Origin of the sequence: Streptomyces sp. NPDC101227, assembly GCF_044767545.1 — a bacterium.
GTDB lineage: Bacteria > Actinomycetota > Actinomycetes > Streptomycetales > Streptomycetaceae > Streptomyces.
This window is the reverse complement of sequence record NZ_JBIWOD010000007.1, coordinates 3568-23353: the sequence shown is the minus strand read 5'-3', so window position 1 is coordinate 23353 and position 19786 is coordinate 3568. Positions and strand designations below refer to the sequence as shown.

Genomic DNA, 19786 nt, shown 5'->3' with positions numbered 1-19786 from the left:
GCCGGTCAGAGCCGCGGTACGCCTGGGCCGCCTAGGCCGCCCTGGCCTGGCGCCGGTAGCCGCCCGGGGCCAGGCCGTACTCCCGCTTGAAGGCCTTGGCGAAGGCGAACTCCGAGCCGTATCCGGTGCGGGCGGCGACCGTCGACAGCGGGGCGTCGGACTCGCGCAGCAGCCGGGCGGCGGTCGTCATGCGCCAGCGGGTCAGATACGCCATGGGCGGCTCGCCCACCAGCGAGGCGAACCGCCGGGCGAACGCGGCGCGGGACAGCCCGGCGCGCTCGGCCAGCGCCTCGACCGTCCACTGGGCCGAGGGGTCGTCGTGCAGGGCCGACAGGGCGGGCGCCACCGCCGGGTCGCCCAGGGCCGCGGCCCAGCCCCGGGCGGCGGCCGGGGGCTGATCGTCCAGCCAGGCCCGCAGGATGTAGAGGAGCAGCGAGTCGATCAGGGCGGGGACGATGCCGTCCGAGCCGATGCGCGGGTTCTCCAGCTCGGAGCCGAGGAGCTGGACGGCGGCGCTCAGCTCCGGATGGCGGCCGTGCCGGGTCGGCAGATGGATCACCTCGGGCAGCTGGCGCACCAGGGGGTGCGGGCGGCCCTGGTCCAGGTGGTAGTTGCCGCAGAGCAGGCTGGTCTCGGGGCCCTCGCCGCCGATGGTGACCGAGCCGATCGGGGAACCCCCGTGGAACTCCTCCTCCCCGGGCTCCTCGGGCGGGGTGGAGGGGTCGTCGGCGAGGATGTGGCCCCGCCCGTCGCGCAGGAAGATCACGTCGCCGGGGCTCAGCGGGATGGGACGGAGACGCGCCGACGCGTCATCGAGGGGAATCAGCCAGCAGGTCCCGTACAGCACCACATGGAACCCGGCGCCCGCGACCGGCGGCAGCCGCAGGCCCCAGGGGGCGCGGCCGTTGGTCCGTACGGACGCCGGGTGTCCCGTGCGCATCGAGGCCAGCGCCTCGCTGAGGATGTCCATCCGGCCTCGCCTCCCTGGTGCGGCCCGTCGCGGTCAGACCGTCAGGACAATCTTGCCCTGTACGTGTGCCGCGGCGACCAGCTCATGTGCCTTGCCGGCCTCCTCCAGCGGGAACGTCTGCTCGACGTACGGGCTGATCCGGCCCGCGTCGACCAGCTCGGCGATCTCTTCGAGCGCGGCGTAGTCCGGCTCGACCGAGATGCCGGCGAAGCGCCGTCCGGCCGCCTCGACGCGCGCGGCGAGCTCCGGGTTGCCGTGTTCCAGGACGCTGATGAGCACGCCGCCGGGGCGCAGCACGCCGAGCGCGCGATCGCCCTGGGCCATGGAGTCGAGGACTATGTCGACGTCCTTGACGGTCTCGGTGTAGTCGGTGGTCCGGTAGTCGATGACCTCGTCGGCGCCGAGGCCGCGGACGAAATCGTGCCGGGCGGCGCTGGCGACGGCGATCACATGGGCGCCGCGCGCCTTCGCGATCTGCACCGCGAAGTGGCCGACGCCACCGGCGGCCCGCTGGATCAGCACCCGGTCGCCCTCCTTGACGCCCGCCGCCTGCACCAGCCCCTGCCAGGCCGTGAGCGCCGCGAGGGGGATGGCGGCGGCGTGCACATGGTCGAGCCGGGCGGGCTTACGGGCCACCTGGCGGGAGGGTACGGCGACGTACTCGGCGTAGCCGGTGGCGGCTCGGGGGAAGAACGGCATCCCGTACACCTCGTCGCCCACCGCGAACCTGGCGCCGGGGCCGGCCTCCTCGACCACCCCGGAGATGTCCCAGCCCACCCCGAACGGCGGCTCGCCGAGCAGCGGGATGGCGCCGGACCTGACCGCCACGTCGATGGGGTTGACCGCACTGGCGTGGACCTTGACGAGGACCTCACCGGCCAGCGGCTTCGGCCGCTCGGTCTCCACGACCTCGAGGACCTCGGGGCCGCCGAAGGACTGCTGGATTACTGCGCGCACGGTAACTCTCCCTGGATTGCGGCCGGTTGGCGTCCGGCTCGGTGATCTGCACGGCGGTCTGCACGGTGTCCGGCTCGGTGTCGGGCTCGGTGTCCGGCTTGATGTCCGGCTTGATGTCTTCAACCCTAGGGAGATCGGACGAGCCGCAGAATGGCCTTCCGTCTCGGCTACATGTCCCAGCGTCTTGCGGGCGGGCAGTCTTGGCCATACGCGCCGCGCGGCGTGAGCGTCGTCGGGCGCGATTTGGGACCCCTGTCACCGATCCGGGGTCGTCGATCCGGGGTCGTCGATCCGGCGTCGTCGATCCGGCCGAGGCCGCCCCGCCGGCAGACGCCGGGGCGAGCCGGGCCTCAGGCCGATACGGCACCCGTGCGGTGCACGATCAGCGCCGTGGCATCGTCCTTGAGATCGCCCTCGGTGAAGTCCTCCAGGTCGGCGCGCAGGGTGCGGGCCACTTCCGCGGGGGTCAGACGGGTCCACGCGGCCAGCCGCTCGCGCAGGGGGTAGAAGGCACCGTCCGCGCCGCGGGCCTCGGTCACGCCGTCGGTGCACAGCACGACCCAGTCGTCGCTCTCGGGGCGGACCCGTACGCTGCGGCGCGGCTCGCCGGTCAGCGTGCCCAGGCCCAGCGGCAGCCCGCCCTCGCCGTCGCTGCGCTCGTACACCACGCCGCCGCGCACCAGGTAGTACGGGATATGGCCGCAGGAGAGCACCCGGCCCTCGTTCGGCCCGCGCACCTCCATCAGCAGCGCCGTCACGAAGCGCTCGTCGGTGCCCTGCTCGGCGGAGCGGGTGTTGTAGCGGGTCAGCGCCTGTTCCATGCGCCCGGCGACGGACTCCAGCGAGTCCTGGTACTGGGCGGCCTCCCGGAACGAGGCGAGCACCTCCAGGCCCGCGCCGATGGCGGGCATGCCCTTGCCCTGGACGTCGCCGATCATCAGCCGCAGTCCGTGCCGGGTGTCGACGGCCTCGAAGATGTCGCCGCCGACGCGGGCGCCCTCCTGGGCGGAGACATAGAAGCCGTCCGCCTCGACGGGGCCGGCGCGCAGCGGCAGCTCGCGCAGCACGGCCCGCTGCACCGTGTCGGCGACCAGGCTCGTACGGGCGTGCAGCGCTTCTCGCTCCAGCCTGGTGCGGCACAGCACCAGCGCGAAGGCGCCGACCAGCACCGCGCCGAAGACCCCGACGACCCGGCTGGCCGGGGCCCAGTCGGGCACCGTCAGGATGTCGACATACGTCAGGCACCCGACGTAGACCGTCGCCACCACCACCGTCCAGCGGTACGAGCAGCGGAGCGCGGCCACCAGCGGGGCGATGCCCAGGAACGCGGAGATGTGCAGCTCCGGGCCGGTCGTCGCGTCCACGGTCACGACGATCGCGATGGCGAGGATCAGCAGGAGGGCGGCCCGGCGGCCGCTCTCGGGTGGGCGGGTGTGGGGCATAACAGTTCAAGACTGCGGGACGGGGGGCGGCGGTGCACAGGGACGAAGGTCCCGAGGAGCCGTGCGCCTACAGCCAGCCCTTGTCCCGGGCCGTGCGGACGGCCGCGGCGCGGTTGCGGGCGCCGGTCTTCTGGACGGCGAGGGAGAGGTAGTTGCGGACCGTGCCCTGGGAGAGGCACAGGGCGGCGGCGATCTCGGCGTTGGTGGCGCCGTCGGCCAGCCGCAGCACCTCGCGCTCCCGCTCGGTCAGCGGGCTGGCGCCGTCGGCGAGCGCAGCCGCGGCCAGGGCCGGGTCGATGACCCGCTCGCCGCGCAGTACGCGGCGTACGGCGTCCGCGAGACGGGCCGCCGGGGCGTCCTTGACCAGGAAGGCGTCGGCTCCCGACTCCATGGCGCGGCGCAGATAGCCGGGGCGGCCGAAGGTGGTGAGGATGACGATCTTGATGCCGGGGAACTCGTCCCGCAGCCCGGCCGCCGCGTCGAGGCCGCTGATCCCGGGCATCTCGATGTCGAGCAGGGCGACGTCCACCGTATGGGCGCGGGCCACCGGGAGGACTTCGTCGCCGCGGGCCGCCTGGGCGACGACCTCCAGATCGGGTTCGAGGGACAGCAGCGCGGCCAGCGCCTCCCGGACCATCGACTGGTCCTCGGCGAGGAGGAGTCGCACACAGTTCACGGGCCGCTCGCCGTCCGGGTCAGTCATACGCACAGAATAGCCAGGGCGGAGCATCGCCCGGGCGTTGACGCTGGAGAGAGCCGTCACGGTGAATCCGGCGGTCAAAGAGAGTGAATACGGGGACGGGCCGCCTTTCAAGCTTGGCGGAGAGGGGCTTGCCCGGTAACAAGACTGCGGCTTACCAACCTCGAGGGGCAGGACCACGCAGTGAAGAAATCGGTACGCAACCAATTGATCGCCGGCGCTTGTGGGGTGCTCATGGCGCTGGGCGGGGCGACGCCCGCTCTGGCGTGGGGCGGGTACGACGACTGGGGCAGTTCGGCGAACGGTGACACCTGGATCGAGATGAACTCCGTCCTGGTGTGCCGGCACCGGGCCAGGGTGTGTATCAACGGGCCGGTGAACAGCGGAAACCTCAAGAACGCGCAGAACATCTACATCGGCGGCGCCGCGAGCAACAGCGGAAGCCCGACCAACACCAACGGGACCTCCGACTCCGGAAACACCGCCAACGGGAACGAGTCGGACAGCGAGAACAACACGCAGAAGCTCTAGGCCTGCTGCGGGCCGGACCTCGCGGCACACGTTTACGCAGCGCTGACGGACAAAGCCTCCGCCCCCGGAACGTACCGGGGACGGAGGCGCTTTGTTGCCTTTCGGCGTTTCCAGCCGAGTTTCCAGCGGAGTTTTCAGCGGTGTTTCGAGCCGTGTTCCCAGCTGTGCTTTATCAGTGCGGGAACCCTCCGAGGAGCCGCTGAATATTGTTTTCGCTGCCCGCTTCATTCCCCGAGGCGGAATTTCCGCTATTGGTGGAACCATTGGTACTGCTGAGATTTCCGCTGTTGTTCGGATTTCCGCGGTTGATGAAGTTCCCGCTGTGCAGGCTGTTGCCGCTGCGCACCGGCCCGTTGATACAGGGGTGCGGCGACTTGACCCGCGGCGATTTGTAATTGAAGTCAGCCAGGCGGTTGTCGCACATGACGTTGGAAACCATGCCGGTCACATCGGCCAGATCGGCGCCCACCGCGGCCTCGAGCAGGGAAGGCTCCGGGGTCTGGGCCTCGGCCGTTCCGGCGGCGAGCAGCATCACACCACACGCCCCGATGACACTTCCGGCCTGCACAAATCTTCTCACGGCGCTCCTAGCCTTCGTCCTGGTGGATGTCAGACATATCGTGCTGCCGATGTCCGCGCGCCACGCCGTCGAACCGCAGAAACTCAAACCCTCGTTGGGGAATTTCAGCCATGTGGCCCAACGATTCCGGCGGCCGTCCCGGTTACACCGCCGCCGGACGGCGCCGGGCCACTCAGGGGGACATAGGCCCGCAGGGCGAAGCCGCGGCCCCGTGGTGCGGAGCCGATCTCCAGGCGGCCGTCGGCGAGCGCGAGGCGTTCGCGCAGGCCGCTGAGGCCGTTGCCGTCGTGCAGGGCGCGGGGCGGGCCCGCGCCGTCGTCGAGCACCGACAGACACAGATAGCGACGCTCGTCGGACTCCCACTCCTCGGTGAGCAGCAGCTCGCAGTGGCGGGCGCCGCTGTGCCGCATGACGTTGGTGGTCGCCTCGCGCAGCGCCCAGGCCAGCGCCCCTTCCTCGTCGATCGCGAGCCCGTGGTGCTCGGCCTCCAGGGCCGGGTCGACGGTGACCTCGACGCCGGCCGTACGCAGCGCCGCGCGCACCCCGGCCAGCTCGACGGCGAGCCGCGGCCGGCGGTATCCGGTGACCGCCTCGCGGACGTCGACCAGCGCCTGCCGGCTGACTTGCTCGATGTCGGCGATCTGCTGGGCGGCGTCGTCGGGGGCGCCGGGCAGCATCCGCCCGGCCAGCTCGCTCTTGAGGGTGATCAGGGAGAGGGAGTGACCGAGCAGGTCGTGCAGATCGCGGGCCAGGCGCAGTCGCTCGTCGTTGGCGGCGAGGCGGGCGACCTCCTCGCGGGCGGCGCGCAGTTCGGCCGTCGTACGGATCAGATACTGCACCCCGACCATGGCGAAGCCGCTGAGCAGACACGGCAGGGCGTAGGCGAGGAGGTAGGTCCGCGCGTCCTCGTAGCGCATCCCGATGCCGATGAGCGCGGCGGTCAGCGCCGGGATGATCCACCGCGACAGGGAGAAGGGCAGCGTCACCGCGGCGGCGACGCCGACAAAGGTGAACAGAACGAGCCAGTTGGGGCCGAGCGTGAAGGACAGGAGGCCGGCGAGCGCCGCCAGGAAGGCCACCGTGCAGCGCACCAGGCTTCCGTACGTCGGCAGATGGACCATGTACCGGAAGACCAGAGCGAAATAGGCGCCGACGAAGAGGGCGAACCCACTCCAGCCCAGGGCCTCGTCGGCCGCGGACATCTTGCCCTCGATCAGCTGGCCGATGGGACCGGCCAGGTAGAGAAACCAGATCACGATCCACACGGACTTGACCAGCTTCTGCCTGCCGTTGAGGGCGGGCATCCCGATCCTGACCGGGTTCCGCTCGGCCTCCGGCTCGTTCATGCCTTGCGGGTGTCCTTCCGGTAGAGCCAGGCCGCGCCGCCGGTGAAGACCAGCAGATAGCCGGCGAGGATGGCCATGTCCTTGATGTGCGGGGCGCCGCCGGCCTCGACCGCCGTGCCGAGCGCGGTGTAGGCGTGCGTCGGCAGCCACTCCGCGATGTTCTGCACCCACTCCGGCAGGATCGTCAGCGGCATCCACAGCCCGCCGAGGAACGCCAGGCCGAAGTAGATGAGCATCGCGATCGGGCGGACCGCGTCACCGGTGGCCATATAGCCGATGGCGACGCCCAGCGCGGCGAAGACGAAGCTGCCGAGCCAGGTGCCGGCCGCGATGGCGATCCACTGCCAGGCCTCGAGCCGTACGCCCTTGACCGCGGCGGCGACGATCATGACCAGCAGGATCGAGGGGAGGCTGACGGTCGCCGCGGCGCCTATCTTGGCGGCGACGTAACCGCGGCCGGGCAGGGCCGTCAGCCGCAGCTGGCGCACCCACCCCTTCTCGCGCTCCTTGGCGATGCGCTCGCTGTTGCCCAGCAGGACGGCCGTCATGGCACCGAATGCTGCCATGGACACCATGAAATAAAGACCCATGTCCAGCTTCATACCGGGGATCGGCTTGCTGTCCGCGCCGCCGGCGATGATCAGATACAGCGCCGGCGGATAGATCACCGAGAAGAACATGAACTTCTTGTTGCGCAGCGCGCGGACGATCTCGAGCTTGATCAGAGTGGTCATCGGGCCGCCTCCTCGGCGGTGGCGGGGGTCGCGTCGGATGCCGTGGTGATGGCGATGAAGGCCTGCTCCAGGCCGAGGCCGGAGACCTCGAGATTGCGCGGGTAGAGGCCGAGGCCGTAGAGCGCGTGCACGGTCGCGTCGGCGTCCTGGGACTGGATACGGACCGTACGCCCCGAGCCCGCCGCGGAGCCGGCGTCGGAGACGGACAGGGAGGTCAGGAACGGCAGTGCGGACAGGGCGTCACGGTCGATCGGCCCCTCGAGGTCGAAGGTGACCCGGCGGGCGCCGGCCCGGGCCTTGATCTCGGCGGCGGTGCCGTCGGCCAGCACCCGGCCGCGGTGCAGCACTATCACCCGGTCGGCGATCTCGTCGGCCTCTTCGAGGTAGTGGGTGGCGAAGAGGACCGTACGGCCCTCCTGGGCCTGCCGGCGCATCGCGCCCCAGAAGGTCTGCCGGGCCGAGACGTCCATGCCGGTGGTCGGCTCGTCCAGAACTATCAGGTCGTTGGCGCCGGCGGTGGCGAGCGCGAAGCGCACCCGCTGCTCCTGGCCGCCGGACAGCTTGTCGACAAGGCGGTCGGCGATGTCGGTGATGCCGGCGGTGGCCATGATCTGGTCGAGGGGATAGCCATGGGGATGCAGATCGCGGGCCAGCCCCACCAGCTCCTTGACCTTGACGCCCTCCATCAGGCCGCCGCTCTGAAGCATCGCGCCGACCTTGCCCTGCTCTATCGCGCGCTGCGGGGTCGTCCCGAACAGCGAGAGACTGCCGGAGTCGGGGCTGCGCAGCCCCAGCAGCAGGTCGAGGGTGGAGGACTTGCCGGCGCCGTTCGGCCCCAGGAGGGCGACCGTCTCGCCCGGGTGCAGCTCCAGGTCGAGATCGGCCACCGCGCGCACCGCGCCGTAGCTTTTGCTGACCCCTCGGAAGCTGACCACGGGCGCCGGGCCCGCGGCCTGCGCGGTGGTGGCTGTGGTGGTGGCTGTCGTCGTCATGCCATTGAGCTTCCGGCATTCGCGGGCCGCCCGGCAGTGTCGTATGTAGGGACTCTGTCATGACATCTGTCATGGGTGAGGCCCCCTAGGGGATTCCCTGAGGAATCGCCCCGAGGGGGCCTCCACCTGCGCCTTTGCGCGAAACGGCGAGCGGTCGCCGGACACCGCGACGGTCAGCCGCCGCCGTCCGGAACCACCGTCACGGCGCCTCCGTCAGCGAACCGCCGTCACCGAACCACCGTCACGGAGCATCCGCCCCGATCGTCTGGTCCCGCTCGGCGGGCGTGCGCCCCTGCAGCGCCTTGCCCACCGCGCTCGCCACCATGTTGACGGTGACCGGCTTCTTGGCACCGTTGCCCGTGGTGACCGTCACGCCGTTGAACGTGTCGCCGTAGAGCTGCCGGAGGGCCGGCAGGTCGTACTTCACCGTCAGCTTGCCCTCGGGGTCGGCCGCGATGGAGAGGAACTTCGGGATCGACTTCTGCGGGCTGAAGGCGACGAAGTGCACCGCGTCCGTACGGACCGTCACCAGGCCGGACATCGCGGGCTCGGCGTAGAGCTTCATCGCGTCGTCCACCGCGGCCTTGCTGACCTTCGGCTGCTGGGTCGTGGCGGCCAGCGCGACGGGGGTGTCGGTGCCGGTCGAGGCGCGGTCGCGGTAGGCGTCGGAGATCTTGGTCTTGGATGCGGCGGTGTCGACCGACTTGTACGGGACGCCGTAGTGGGGCACGGCCTTGCCGTTCTCGAAGGTGATCCCGCCGTCCTTGGCCGAGCCCGCGGACCCCGCGACGTTCTGCAGCGCGACCCCCAGCTTCTCGTCGTCGACGATCATCGACGGCTTGGCGACCCGGGTGCCCCCGAACAGCGAGCCGATGACGGAGACGGGGTTGTAGTCCCGTCCCGCGGCGTTGCGGACCGTGGCCTGCAGGTCGATGTCCAGGCCGGCCTTGGCGGGCTGGAGCGTGACGGACTTGCCGGCGACGCTGAGCTTGAGCGGCGCGGTACGCCGGTCCCCCAGCTCCTTCTCCAGCTGCTTGACGGCGTCGTCCTTCGTCATGCCGCCGATGTCGACGCCGAGCGCGGTGGTGCCGTTGGGCACGTCGGCGTGGTCGAGCAGCAGACCGGCGCCGTAGGCGACACCGACCAGGGCCACCAGGCCGACGCCCACCAGGACGATCTTGTTACGGCCCTTCTTGGCCGGCTTGATCGGCTCGGGGATCTTGCGGCGCGGCGCCGCGCCGGCGCTCTCCTCGCCGTCGGCCGGGCCGGACGCGAACGGAGACGGCGACGAAGGGCCGTCGGAGGTCGCCGGGATGCCGCTGACCAGCGTGTCACCGGACACCCGGCCGCCGGGCACTCCGTCACCGCCGCCGACGGCACCGGGAACGCCGCCCTTGCGGCCGCCCTTCTTCGCGGCGCCGGGCGCCGCGGCGGCCGCGCTGCCGGGCAGTCCGCCGGAGATGCCGCCGGTGACGCCGATGCCGTTGCCGGGCCCCGCCAGCGGGGGCGCCGGGGGCTGCGGGGTGAGCTCGGCGGTGTCGTCGGGCCTGCCGGGCGTAGCCCCGGCCGCGGGGTCACGGAAGCCGGGCGGGAGGCCCAGCGCGCTGTCGCCGTGGGCCGGGCCGGTCGTCGGGCCGGCCGGGGGCGCGGGGGTACCGGCCGCGCCGCCCATCGGGGAGTCGAAGGGGCTGTGCTCGCGCGCGGGCGTGCCGGGCGCGTCGAACGGCGAGCCCCCGCCGTGTGCGGCACCGTCGAACGGGGAGCCGCCGCCGAACGGCGCCCCGCCCTGGGAAGCCCCCGTGTCGAACGGCGAACCGCCTTGCTGCATCCCGGTGTCGAACGGCGAACCGCCGCCCGGAGCGGCCTGGCCGTCGGAGAAGTAGGGCAGATCGGGGCGCTGCGGTGCATTCGCGCCCGAGGGTCCGCGCGGCGGCGTCGTACCGGAGGGCACGGGCGGTGCCGCGTGCGACCCGGTGCTCGACGATCCGCCGCCAGCGCCCGGCTTGCGCGGCGCGAACCAGTCGCTCGTCTTGTCGCCGGGGCCGCCCGCGGGCGGCGCGTCCGCCGCCGGGGCCTCCGGCCGCGGGGTGTTCGCCGTACGCTCGGCGCCCCGTTCGGCGGGCGCGCCCCGGGACCCGGCGGCGCCGGGTGCGGCCGATGCGTTCATGCCGGACTCCTCACCGACGGGCTTGCGCACGACGACCGGCGGGATGGGGCGGGACCCCGGAATATTGATCTTGATCCGCGTCGTCAGCGTGGTCTCGGTCTTCGGCTCCTGCGGCTGGGCCGCGGCCTCGTCGGCGTCTCCCCCGGGCGAGCCGTACGGCTGCGTGCCCGAGGGGTACGCGGCTCCGCCACGGCTCTGGGGGCCGGAGGACGAACTGTCAGATTCACGACTCAAAGCAGGTTCTCCCGGTTGGCTCCGCCGCTCGTCAGAGTTGCTCCCCGGCCTCAGACCGGGTGGGGGAGCCCCCGGCGTTAGCCGAGGGAGTGCCCCCAGGGCGGCGCGGCGGCGCGCACCACCATACTGTCCGCCGCCGACGGACACCCGAAGAGCGTACGAACACCGCTGGCACGGGCGAACCCCCGGCACCCGATTCGTTTACCGGGGACCGCGCGGCATCCGTCCTGGTTTGGACCACGTCATCCGCCAACTCGGCCGTACGGTACGCCCGTAGCCCGCCGCAGGGCGACGGTGGCGCAGATCACAGCCAGAAGGCTGCCGCCCCCCAGGAAGAGGGACGAACTGATACCGGCGCCGAACAGGAAGTCACCCTCGGGCCGGACGTTGCCGAGCAGCAGGACCAGGGCCACCAGCCAGCCCGCGCCCGGGATCAGGGCGCCGGCCAGGGTGCCGGTCGCGGTGACCCCGCCGTAGAAGAGCCCGCAGACCCCGGCCAGCGCCAGCAGCAACCCGCCCGGGAACCACGCCGCTTGGACGAGCGTCCCGGCGAGCGCGACCAGCACTCCCGCGACCAGCAGCAGCACATATATGCCGATACGGCCGGGCGTCACCGGCGCGGACATCCCGTTGGCGGGGCGTGGCGGCGTGGGGCGCGCGCCGGAGGCGTTGCCGCCGCCCGCCCGCGACCGGCGCGCGGCGTTGGCCCCGTTGGCGCCGTTGGCCCTCTTCGCCCCGTTGGACCCGTTGCCTGCGGCGCCGCCGCCCTTTCCGGTACTCATTCCGCGGCCTCCTCGATCCGGACGCTCTCGCCGTTGTCCACACCGGTGGCGATGCCCGCGAAAAGGTCGTCCTCGCGCTCGCCCTCCGGGACACCCGGTTCGCCGTGCACCAGCTGATAATGCTCGCTGCCGAACAGCGGCTGACCCAAGTCGTTGGAGAGCGCGAAGAACGGCCCGTCGACCGCGATCTGGGTGTAGTGGGCGCGCATCGCCGCGGTCTTGGCGGCCGCGTGGGCCGGGGCGCCACCGATGGACGCCGTGACATCCGCGTCCGGCACCACGCCCGGGACGTCGTCCACGGAGGCGATCCCGGGGAAGCCGACGCCGGCCGCCGTCAGCCGCGCGAAGCCCTCCTCGACGTCCGAGCGGGCGTTGCAGTTCCAGTAGATCTTCTCGATCGCGTACGCCGGGCCCAGATCGGGCCGGAACTGCGTCTGTCCGGCGAGCTCCGCGCCGCGCATCGCTACGCGGTGTGCCTGAATGTGGTCGGGGTGGCCGTATCCGCCATTCGGGTCATATGTCACCAGCACCTGTGGGCGGACCTCGCGGATGACGGCCACCAGGTGCGCCGCCGCCTCGTCGAGATCGGCCTGCCAGAAGGCCTGGGGGCGGTCGTTCTGGGGGGCGCCCATCATCCCGGAGTCGCGGTAGCGGCCCGCGCCGCCGAGGAAGCGGTGGTCGGTGACGCCGAGGGCCGCCATGGCGGCGGCCAGCTCGCCGACGCGGTGCGCGCCGAGGGTGTCGTCGCGGTCGGGCGCGAGATGGGCGAGCTCGGCCGGGATGACCTCGCCCTCTTCGCCGAGCGTGCAGGTCACCAGCGTGACGTGCGCGCCCTCGGCGGCGTACTTGGCCATGGTCACGCCATTGTTGATGGACTCGTCGTCCGGGTGCGCATGGACCAGCAGCAGACGGCGGGCGGGGATGTCACTGCGACGCGATGGGGGTCCCCCCGGACGGCGTCCGGAGGAGTCTCCGCTTGGGGCGGTGCTGGGCGACGGGCGGGAGGTCATGCGGACAGCCTACGAGCCGTCCGCCCGGCCTTCACCATGCGATCCCGGTCGCCACCCATACACCCGATCGGAGTACGGGCGGCCGCGGCGCGACGTGTCAGAACTTGATGTTGCCGAGCATGCTGGCGACGTTCGTCGTCAGTTGCTTGACCGTCGGGGCGATGGACGAGCTGGCCAGATAGAAGCCCAGCAGCATGCAGACAAACGCATGCGCGGCCTTCAGCCCGGACTTCTTGACAAGCAAGAAGACGATGATCGCCAGCAGCACCACCGCCGAAATCGAGAGTGCCACGGCGGCTCACCTCCAAGTACGCACGGAAGGGACAGAGTTGGTGGCACACGGACCGCCTCGACGACCCGCACACCGGGTATGCCATGGGCTCTTTACCCCGTACCCACGACGCGCAAGGGATCATAACTTTCCGTCCGAGCGCATAAGTCGGTGCACGGGAGCAGAGGAGGGGCGCACGCGATCTTCGCGAGTGCGACCACCGCGAGTCCACGCCCCTCTAGGCTCGGCGCATGACGACCGGACAGCCTTCCTTCCCCCGGCAGTACGCCCGTACGCAGCGCTTCACACTAGGTGCCCCGCGCGGCTACGCCATCTCGCCCGACGGCGCCCGCGTCGTCTTCCTCCGCTCCCCCGGCGGCAACGACCGGGCCCAGCGGCTGTGGGTCCTCGACCTGGACGAGGGACGGGAGTTCACGGCCGCCGACCCCGGGACGCTGCTGGCCGGCGCGGACGAGGAACTCACCGCGCAGGAGCGGGCGCGCCGCGAGCGCAGCCGGGAAGGTTCGGCGGGCATCGTCGACTATGCGGTGGACGCCGCGGTGGAGTTGGCGGCGTTCGCCCTCTCCGGCCGGCTCTTCGTCTGCGAGCTGCGGGCCGGCACCACGCGCGAACTCCCGGCCCGGGGACCGGTGGTGGACCCGCGGCCGTCGCCGGACGGCCGGCATGTGGCCTATGTGGCGGAGGGCCGGCTGCGGGTGATCGCGGCGGACGGCGCGGAGAACGGCCGGGACCAGGTGCTCGCCGAACCGGACGGCGCGGAAGTCACCTGGGGACTCGCGGAGTTCATCGCCGCAGAGGAGATGGGCCGCCACCGGGGCTACTGGTGGTCCCCGGGGAGCGACCAGGTGCTGGCCGCGCGGGTCGACGACTCCCCGGTGCGGCGCTGGTGGATCGCCGACCCCGCGCACCCGGACCGCGAGCCCGCCCGCGTCGCCTACCCCGCGGCGGGCACCCCCAACGCCGTGGTCACGCTGGCGCTGCTCGGCCTGGACGGCTCCCGTACGGACGTGACCTGGGACCGTGAGCGCTACCCCTATCTGGCGCGCGTGCACTGGTCGGCGGCCGGCCCCCCGCTTCTGCTGGTGCAGTCCCGCGACCAGCGCGACCAGCGTTATCTGGCCGTCGACACCGCGACCGGCGCGACCCGCACGGTGCACGAGGACGACGACGAGGCCTGGGTCGAGCCGTTCCCCGGGACGCCCGCCTGGACGCCGGACGGCCGCCTCGTACGGATCGCGGACGAGGGCGGTGCGCGCAAGCTGTTCGTGGGGGACCGCCCGCTGACCGGCGCGCCGCTGCACGTCCGCGCCGTACTGGACATCGGGGAGGACGACGTCCTCTTCTCCGCGAGCGGCACGGACATGAAGGACATCGGCGTCTACCGTGCCTGGTTCCGCGGGAGCGGTGATCAGGGCGGCTGGGAGCGGGTCGGCGAGCGGCCGTATCCGACGGTGTCCTCGGCGGTGCGCGGCGGGGCGCTGGTGGTGCTCTCGCAGGCGTCACCGGAGCGGCCCGGCGCCCAGGTCGAGGTGGTCCGGCTGGACGCGGACGGCGGTGAGAAGACGCTCGCCTCGATCGCTTCGTACGCCGAGCGGCCGGTCCTCACCGCCCGCCCCCGCTTCGCGTCCGCCGGCGAGCGGGAGATCCCGTGCGCGGTGGTGCTGCCGACCGGTTATACGGACGCCGACGGCCCGCTGCCGGTGCTGCTCGACCCGTACGGCGGTCCGCACGGCCAGCGGGTCGTCGCCGCGCACAACGCCTATCTGACGTCCCAGTGGTTCGCCGACCAGGGGTTCGCTGTGCTGGTCGCGGACGGCCGGGGCACGCCGGGGCGCTCGCCCGGCTGGGAGAAGGCGGTGTGCAGGAACCTCGCCTCGGTCGTCCTGGAAGATCAGGTCGACGCCCTCCAGGCGCTGGCCGGATCCTTTCCGTTCGACCTGGAGCGGGTCGCGATCCGGGGCTGGTCGTTCGGCGGCTATCTGGCGGGGCTCGCCGCGCTGCGCCGCCCGGATGTCTTCCACGCGGCGGTGGTGGGCGCGCCGGTCACCGATCTGCGGCTGTACGACACCCACTATCAGGAGCGGTATCTGGGGCACCCGGACGAGGAGCCCGCGGTCTATGCCGAGAACTCGCTGGTCACGGACGAGGGGCTGTCGGGGGCTGTGGAGCCGCACCGGCCGCTGCTGATCGTGCACGGGCTGGCGGACGACAATGTGGTGGTGGCGCATTCGCTGCGGCTGTCCGCCGCGCTGCTCGCCGCGGGCCGCCCGCACGAGGTGCTGCCGCTGTCCGGGGTGACCCATATGACGCCCCAGGAACAGGTGGCCGAAAACCTGCTGCTCCTCGAAGTGGACTTCCTCAAGAGGTCCTTGGGGATGGGGTGAGGGGGCGCGGGGCCACCGGGGACTTACCAGCCGGGCGGGAGTGTGGACGGCGGGGGCGGGGCGTGCGGCGGCCGCTCCGCGCCCGGGGAGGCGCCGTACGCCACGGCCGTGGCCGCGTCCCGGCTCTCGTCCGGTACCCCGGGCCAGGCCGCCGCGACGACCGCGGCCAGCCCGGCGGCCGCCACCCACAGCGCGGTGCCGAGCTCCAGCTGGGCCTGACCGGGCAGCACCGGGAAGCGGTCCAGCTGCCCGCTGGCGTTGGCGAAGGCCAGCGCCGCGGCCGCCTGGGCGAACAGCAGCGCCCCGGCCGCCATGGCCGCGGGCCGGGCCCAGGACGCCCGCCGGAGCGCCGCGGCGGCGCCCGTCAGGGCCAGCAGCGCGAGCGCCGCCACCTGCCAGTGCACCGGGGGCTGCAGCAGCGCCCGGAAGACGGAGGCATCGCCCAGCAGCCCCTTGCGGTACGTGCCCCAGTCGAGCCGCAGCCACCAGTGGACCTCCCAGGCGGCGATGGCCAGCCCGGCGCCGCCGAGGAGGACGCCGAGCGTGACGGCGGGTCCCCTGCGCGGCCGGCCGGGCACGCCGCCGGACTCCTCGTACGGCAGACGGTGGACCACGCCGTACGCCGTCTGTGTCACACCGCGCAGGTCCCGGTCGGCGCTCCCGTCCGGCCGGCGGCCCGCCGCGACCACGGCGACGAGCACCACGGCGAGCGCGATCTCGGCGCCGGCGGTCAGCCTGGCCCGTCCGGTGAGCCCGCTCTCCAGGCCCTGCAGCCAGCCCGCGCCCAGCACCCACAGCAGCGGCAGCCGCATCAGCGCCGTGGCCGCCGCGAGGGCGAGCAGCGCGCCGGAGGCCACCGAGGACGCGGCGCGCAGCGCGGCGACGGCGGCGGCGAGCGCGCCGAGCGCCAGCAGCGGGTCGAGGGCGGAGGTGGCCCAGGCGGTGAACTCCGCGGGCCGGCGGGCCTGGCCCAGCCACGTCCACCACAGGTCGGCGGGGTGCTGCGCGATCCCGAGGTCCCGGATGATCCAGCCGACGCTCAGCAGCGCCAGCAACGAACAGGCCAGCGCGCCGAGTCCCCGCGCGCCGCCGCTGAGACCGCTGTTCCGTCTGGTGGACACGGCCCGCCCCCGTCCGCGTCGATGCGCCTCGCCGTCCTCGGCGCCCGCCGGTGCGCGGGTGCCCACCGCAGGTCTACTCCACGCGGAGGACGGGGACAACACATACGCATCCGCCGAGGTGGCAGACACCGGCGAAGCGGCGACCGGCCGGGGGCTCGTCTGACGGTCCCCGGCCGGTCCACGGCACCCGCACGGCCGTACGTTGTTCATCATTCCGCGTCCGTATATCGGTGCCGCGACGGTGAAGTTGCCGTTTCGTTAAAGAAGTTCGGGGCGATATGTCTCCCATGCCGCACATGGCCGCTGACTGTCAAGCACGCCTATGCGTCAATCTGCGTAATCTTCGCTCAAGAAGCGGACGACCTGCACACCGGCACACCGCATACCCTTGACTCCGCCATAAATCACTTGCGAAAGTCGCGCTCATCCAACGGCGCGAACTTCGGCGCCGCTTCATGTTCCAAAAGAACTCGGCGCGGGGGCACTTCGCGATGACTAGTCCATCCCAGACCGCGGTGACCAAGACCGATACCCCGGGTCCGGGCTCCGAAGGTGTGAGTTCGAAGAAGGGCCGCACGGACGGTGCACTGACGGGCCGCTCACCGGGTCAGTTGATGTGGACGCGCTTCAAGCGCGACCGGACCGGCGTCATCAGTGCCTGCATCGTGCTGTTCTTTTTTGCGATCGGAGCGCTGGCGCCGATCATTTCCAAGATCTACGGCAAGGACCCCTGGACCCAGTACGGCCTGAACACCCCGGGGCTGCTGGTCAACCAGTATCCCGCCGGCCCCAACGGCGGCATCTCCTCGGACTTCTGGTTCGGAGTCGAACCGAGCCTGGGTCGCGATGTGTTCATGCAGCTGCTCTACGGCATCCGCAACACTCTGGGGCTGGCGGTGGCCATCACCCTGGTCTCCGTGCTCACCGCGATCGTGCTGGGCGTCGCCGCGGGCTATTTCGGCGGCCGCACCGACTACTTCATCGGCCGGTTCATCGACCTGCTGATGGCCTTCCCCAACCAGCTGTTCTACGTCGCCTTCGTCCCGGTCGTGAGCGCCATCTTCGTCGCCCCCGCGGACGAGATGCCCTTCTGGCTGCGCGTGACGATCATCATTCTCGTGATGTGGTTCCTGGGCTGGATGAGTTTGGCCCGGCTGCTGCGCGGACAGGTGCTTTCCCTGCGCGAGCGGGAATACATCGAGGCCGCCCGGATCAGCGGCGCCTCTCCGTGGCGGATCATCCGGCGCGAACTGATCCCGAATGTGATGACGCCGATCCTGGTGCAGACGACCTACATGCTGCCGAACTTCGTGACCTCGATCGCTGGACTCTCCTTCCTCGGCGTCGGTCTCGTCGAGCCGACCCCGGACTGGGGCCGGATGTTCGCGAATGCGGCCGACTATTACCGGAACGACATCACCTATTTGTTCTTCCCCGGCATTGCGATGGTCCTCTTCATCGTCGCGTTCAACCTGCTCGGGGACTCGGTCCGGGACGCCTTCGACCCCAAGAGGGCTCGGTAATTCCGTTTCACGGGGGTGCTGCCACCCCAGCACCGCATCAGTCAGGCAGCAGCAACGGATCTACGACAGGCAGGTGCTTCATCACCATGAGCAATGTCCGTATGCGCAGAGCGCAGGCCGCGATCGTGGCGCTGACCGCCGGGGCGCTGGCCCTGACCGCATGCAGCGCCGGCGCCAAGCCGGGCGCGTCCGACGACGACGCCCGCCGGAACGCCGAGAAGCAACGCGCCCAGATCACCTTCGGCGACGCGGCCGCCTCCAAGGGACCGGCCGAGCCGGTGCCCGGTGCCACCCCGGGCGGCACCATCACGGTCTACCAGCGTGACACCTACGCCCACCTGGACCCGGCGCAGCAGTACGTCTCCGACATGGGCACCCTCTCGACGCTGCTCACCCGCCGGCTGACCACGTACCACCTGGACAACAAGGGCAAGTACACCGTCGTCGGTGACCTCGCCACGGACAGCGGCCAGAAGTCCGACGGCGGCAAGACGTGGACGTACAAGCTCAAGGACGGCATCAAGTTCGAGGACGGCAAGCCGATCACCTCGGCCGACATCCGGCACACCGTCGAGCGGACGTTCGCCAACTTCATCTCCAGCGGCCCGACGTACCTCCAGCGCTGGCTGGCGGACTCGAACGACTACCGCAAGCTCCTCAAGGGCGGCCCCTACGACGGCAAGCACCTGCCCGCGAGCGTCCTGGACACGCCGGACGACAAGACCATCGTCTTCCACTTCAAGAAGCCGGTCGGTGACCTGCCCTACGCCCTGGCGATGACGGGCTACGGCGCGGTCGAGAAGGCCAAGGACACCAAGGAGAAGTACGACAGGGCTCCGGTCTCCTCGGGCCCGTACAAGATCCAGCCCGGGTCGTTCAAGAACGGCAAGGGCATCACGCTGGTCAAGAACACCAACTGGGATCCGAAGACCGACATCTCGCGTCACCAGTACGTCGACAAGTTCGACATCCAGTTCAGCGTGTCCTACCCCCAGTCCACCCAGCGCCTGATGGCCGACAACGCGGACAACCAGACCGCGGTCAGCTTCAACAACCAGGTAGACGCCTCCAGCATGCTGCAGGTCGCCAACGACCCGAAGATCAAGGCCCGTTCGACCTCCGGCTACCAGCCCTACGTCGGCGTGATGAACTTCAACATGCGGCGTCTGAAGGACAAGCGGGTCCGCGAGGCCATCGCCTATGCGATGCCGACGCAGGCCATCCTCGACCAGTACGGCACCCCGGGCGGCGGCGAGCTGGCCGGCAGCTACATCAGCCCGACGCTGACCGGCTTCAAGGAGATCGACCCCTACGGCAAGATGAAGAAGCCGATGGGTGACATCGAGAAGGCCAAGAAGATCCTGAAGGCGGCCGGCAAGACCGGCATGAAGCTGACCTACGCCCACAACACGGCGACCGAGCCCGCGAAGTACTCCGTCGCGGTGGTGGACAACCTCAAGAAGGCCGGCTTCAACGTCCAGAACAAGGAACTGCCGCCGGACACCTACTACGACATCATCGGCAAGACGGACAACAAGTTCGACGTCTACCCCTCGGCGTGGGGCGCGGACTGGCCGAGCTCGCTGACGGTGCTTCCCCCGGTGTACGACGGCCGGCAGATCCAGGACGGCGGCACCAACTACTCGCTGTACAACAGCCCGGAGACCAACAAGGAGATCGACCGGATCTCCGAGGAGACCGACCAGAAGAAGGCCGCGGACGACTGGTTCGCGCTCGGCGAGAAGATCCTCAAGGACGACCTGCCGCAGATCCCGACCTTCTACTACAAGCAGATCCAGCTGCACGGTTCCAAGGTCGGCGGCGTCGTGAACAACGACATCATCTCCTCCGTCGACCCGACCAAGATGTACGTCAAGAAGTAACCGCGCACCCCTAACGGTTACCCCGGCGCCGGGGGGGGGGGGGGCCCGGGGCGGGGGCCCCCCCCCCCCCCCCCCCCCCCCCCCCCCCCCCCCCCCCCCCCCCCCGCGGGAGGAAAAGTGAAGACACAAAGACAAAAA

17 protein-coding genes are annotated in these 19786 nt (G+C 71.2%); 4 read left to right on the top strand and 13 right to left on the bottom strand.

Translation table 11 applies throughout. From position 1 onward, the window contains the following. Positions 1-31 precede the first annotated feature (31 nt). The 4 genes from ACIRPT_RS17735 to ACIRPT_RS17720 form a co-directional block, all read right to left on the bottom strand. Entirely contained in the window at positions 32-970 is a 939-nt protein-coding gene (locus tag ACIRPT_RS17735; RefSeq protein ID WP_403501061.1) for an AraC family transcriptional regulator, read from the bottom strand. A gap of 33 nt (positions 971-1003) precedes the next feature. Then, positions 1004-1927, bottom strand: coding sequence for an NADP-dependent oxidoreductase (locus tag ACIRPT_RS17730; RefSeq protein ID WP_403828005.1), 924 nt, complete (start codon positions 1925-1927; stop codon positions 1004-1006). Positions 1928-2277: 350 nt separating this feature from the next. Beyond that, entirely contained in the window at positions 2278-3369 is a 1092-nt protein-coding gene (locus ACIRPT_RS17725; RefSeq protein WP_403828003.1) for a PP2C family protein-serine/threonine phosphatase, read from the bottom strand. A 67-nt stretch (positions 3370-3436) separates the two neighbouring features. Then, positions 3437-4072, bottom strand: coding sequence for a response regulator transcription factor (locus ACIRPT_RS17720; RefSeq protein ID WP_403828001.1), 636 nt, complete (start codon positions 4070-4072; stop codon positions 3437-3439). Positions 4073-4252: 180 nt separating this feature from the next. Between ACIRPT_RS17720 and ACIRPT_RS17715 the strand changes: the two genes are divergently transcribed. Next, positions 4253-4600 carry a hypothetical protein gene (locus ACIRPT_RS17715; protein ID WP_403501050.1) on the top strand — a complete coding sequence of 116 codons (348 nt, stop codon included), beginning with the start codon at positions 4253-4255 and terminating at the stop codon, positions 4598-4600. A gap of 172 nt (positions 4601-4772) precedes the next feature. On the opposite strand, the gene ACIRPT_RS17710 is transcribed toward ACIRPT_RS17715, so the two are convergent. The 8 genes from ACIRPT_RS17710 to ACIRPT_RS17675 form a co-directional block, all read right to left on the bottom strand. After that, complete coding sequence (locus ACIRPT_RS17710; RefSeq protein WP_403502229.1) at positions 4773-5132, bottom strand: hypothetical protein; 360 nt, start codon at positions 5130-5132, stop codon at positions 4773-4775. A 152-nt stretch (positions 5133-5284) separates the two neighbouring features. Continuing rightward, positions 5285-6526 carry a sensor histidine kinase gene (locus ACIRPT_RS17705; protein ID WP_403827999.1) on the bottom strand — a complete coding sequence of 414 codons (1242 nt, stop codon included), beginning with the start codon at positions 6524-6526 and terminating at the stop codon, positions 5285-5287. Then, positions 6523-7260, bottom strand: a complete 738-nt coding sequence (locus ACIRPT_RS17700) for an ABC transporter permease (protein WP_403827997.1) — start codon at positions 7258-7260, stop codon at positions 6523-6525. The genes ACIRPT_RS17705 and ACIRPT_RS17700 overlap by 4 nt, the downstream gene beginning before the upstream one ends. Continuing rightward, positions 7257-8252, bottom strand: a complete 996-nt coding sequence (locus ACIRPT_RS17695) for an ABC transporter ATP-binding protein (RefSeq protein ID WP_403827995.1) — start codon at positions 8250-8252, stop codon at positions 7257-7259. Before ACIRPT_RS17695 ends, ACIRPT_RS17700 begins: the two co-directional genes overlap by 4 nt. A 241-nt stretch (positions 8253-8493) precedes the next feature. Next, on the bottom strand, positions 8494-10653 hold the full coding sequence (locus tag ACIRPT_RS17690) for a hypothetical protein (RefSeq protein WP_403827993.1): 2160 nt from the start codon (positions 10651-10653) through the stop codon (positions 8494-8496). A 242-nt stretch (positions 10654-10895) separates the two neighbouring features. Next, positions 10896-11435 carry a DUF6113 family protein gene (locus ACIRPT_RS17685; RefSeq protein WP_403827991.1) on the bottom strand — a complete coding sequence of 180 codons (540 nt, stop codon included), beginning with the start codon at positions 11433-11435 and terminating at the stop codon, positions 10896-10898. Further along, complete coding sequence (gene mshB / locus ACIRPT_RS17680; protein WP_403827989.1) at positions 11432-12445, bottom strand: N-acetyl-1-D-myo-inositol-2-amino-2-deoxy-alpha-D-glucopyranoside deacetylase; 1014 nt, start codon at positions 12443-12445, stop codon at positions 11432-11434. The genes ACIRPT_RS17685 and mshB overlap by 4 nt, the downstream gene beginning before the upstream one ends. 97 nt (positions 12446-12542) lie before the next feature. Then, positions 12543-12737: a hypothetical protein gene (locus ACIRPT_RS17675; RefSeq protein WP_046926170.1), complete on the bottom strand. Its 195-nt coding sequence runs from the start codon at positions 12735-12737 to the stop codon at positions 12543-12545. Between the two features lie 230 nt (positions 12738-12967). Here ACIRPT_RS17675 and ACIRPT_RS17670 point away from each other — a divergent pair, with 230 nt between their 5' ends. After that, positions 12968-15121, top strand: coding sequence for a prolyl oligopeptidase family serine peptidase (locus ACIRPT_RS17670; protein WP_403827986.1), 2154 nt, complete (start codon positions 12968-12970; stop codon positions 15119-15121). A 23-nt stretch (positions 15122-15144) separates the two neighbouring features. Here the strand turns inward: ACIRPT_RS17670 and ACIRPT_RS17665 are convergent, their stop codons facing one another. Next, the gene (locus ACIRPT_RS17665) at positions 15145-16242 is read right to left on the bottom strand and encodes a hypothetical protein (protein WP_403827984.1); all 1098 of its coding nucleotides are present in this window, start codon (positions 16240-16242) and stop codon (positions 15145-15147) included. Between the two features lie 491 nt (positions 16243-16733). Between ACIRPT_RS17665 and ACIRPT_RS17660 the strand changes: the two genes are divergently transcribed. Continuing rightward, positions 16734-17765 carry an ABC transporter permease gene (locus ACIRPT_RS17660; protein ID WP_403827982.1) on the top strand — a complete coding sequence of 344 codons (1032 nt, stop codon included), beginning with the start codon at positions 16734-16736 and terminating at the stop codon, positions 17763-17765. An 86-nt stretch (positions 17766-17851) separates the two neighbouring features. Continuing rightward, the gene (locus tag ACIRPT_RS17655; RefSeq protein ID WP_403827980.1) at positions 17852-19648 is read left to right on the top strand and encodes an ABC transporter substrate-binding protein; all 1797 of its coding nucleotides are present in this window, start codon (positions 17852-17854) and stop codon (positions 19646-19648) included. Positions 19649-19786 lie beyond the last annotated feature (138 nt).

Coding starts and splice junctions, on each gene's coding strand:
- ACIRPT_RS17660 (WP_403827982.1), top strand. CDS start 16,734: ATGACTAGTCCATCCCAGACCGCGGTGACCAAGACCGATACCCCGGGT.
- ACIRPT_RS17695 (WP_403827995.1), bottom strand. CDS start 8,252: ATGACGACGACAGCCACCACCACAGCCACCACCGCGCAGGCCGCGGGC.
- ACIRPT_RS17655 (WP_403827980.1), top strand. CDS start 17,852: ATGAGCAATGTCCGTATGCGCAGAGCGCAGGCCGCGATCGTGGCGCTG.
- ACIRPT_RS17670 (WP_403827986.1), top strand. CDS start 12,968: ATGACGACCGGACAGCCTTCCTTCCCCCGGCAGTACGCCCGTACGCAG.
- ACIRPT_RS17720 (WP_403828001.1), bottom strand. CDS start 4,072: ATGACTGACCCGGACGGCGAGCGGCCCGTGAACTGTGTGCGACTCCTC.
- mshB (WP_403827989.1), bottom strand. CDS start 12,445: ATGACCTCCCGCCCGTCGCCCAGCACCGCCCCAAGCGGAGACTCCTCC.
- ACIRPT_RS17685 (WP_403827991.1), bottom strand. CDS start 11,435: ATGAGTACCGGAAAGGGCGGCGGCGCCGCAGGCAACGGGTCCAACGGG.
- ACIRPT_RS17710 (WP_403502229.1), bottom strand. CDS start 5,132: ATGCTGCTCGCCGCCGGAACGGCCGAGGCCCAGACCCCGGAGCCTTCC.
- ACIRPT_RS17725 (WP_403828003.1), bottom strand. CDS start 3,369: ATGCCCCACACCCGCCCACCCGAGAGCGGCCGCCGGGCCGCCCTCCTG.
- ACIRPT_RS17705 (WP_403827999.1), bottom strand. CDS start 6,526: ATGAACGAGCCGGAGGCCGAGCGGAACCCGGTCAGGATCGGGATGCCC.
- ACIRPT_RS17700 (WP_403827997.1), bottom strand. CDS start 7,260: ATGACCACTCTGATCAAGCTCGAGATCGTCCGCGCGCTGCGCAACAAG.
- ACIRPT_RS17735 (WP_403501061.1), bottom strand. CDS start 970: ATGGACATCCTCAGCGAGGCGCTGGCCTCGATGCGCACGGGACACCCG.